At 49.5% G+C, this 436-nt stretch carries 1 protein-coding gene and 1 rRNA gene; both read left to right on the forward strand.

From position 1 onward, the window contains the following. A partial coding sequence (locus H9X86_RS12205) for a hypothetical protein (RefSeq protein WP_204901759.1) occupies positions 1-201 on the forward strand: 201 nt, incomplete at its 5' end. Between the two features lie 76 nt (positions 202-277). Continuing rightward, a 23S ribosomal RNA gene (locus H9X86_RS12210) occupies positions 278-436 on the forward strand; the annotation flags it as partial.

The raw sequence follows: 436 nt of genomic DNA on the forward strand, positions 1-436 counted from the left end.
AAGAGCAAGCAACAGAGTAGATTTTTAATCAGAATGGCAAAAGTCATTTCTGTCAAATGGGTAATAACAATTAGCCAAAAAAATAACTCTGAAGCCTGCATGATTCTTAAAAAGAGAACTATGTTTTCTTTGGACCAGGGAAGAGCTTCAAACGAAGCCCTAAAAAACCCGGCACAAAGCCCAGCGCAAGCGGGTTTGTGACGGAGAGGAGGGGCAGCGGAATGAGCGAGCTTTCGCCGCAAGGTGGAAGCGAGTGATATGGAGCTTGTCCCGACGAGGTCAAGCTAATAAGAGCGCAAGGGGAATGCCTTGGCATCAGGAGCCGACGAAGGACGTGGCAAGCTGCGATAAGCTTCGGGGAGGCGCAAACAGCCTTTGATCCGGAGATTTCCGAATGGGGAAACCCGGCAGTGCAATACACTGTCATCCTGCGTTG

Source organism: Pseudoflavonifractor capillosus, assembly GCF_016902575.1.
GTDB lineage: Bacteria > Bacillota > Clostridia > Oscillospirales > Oscillospiraceae > Enterenecus > Enterenecus capillosus_A.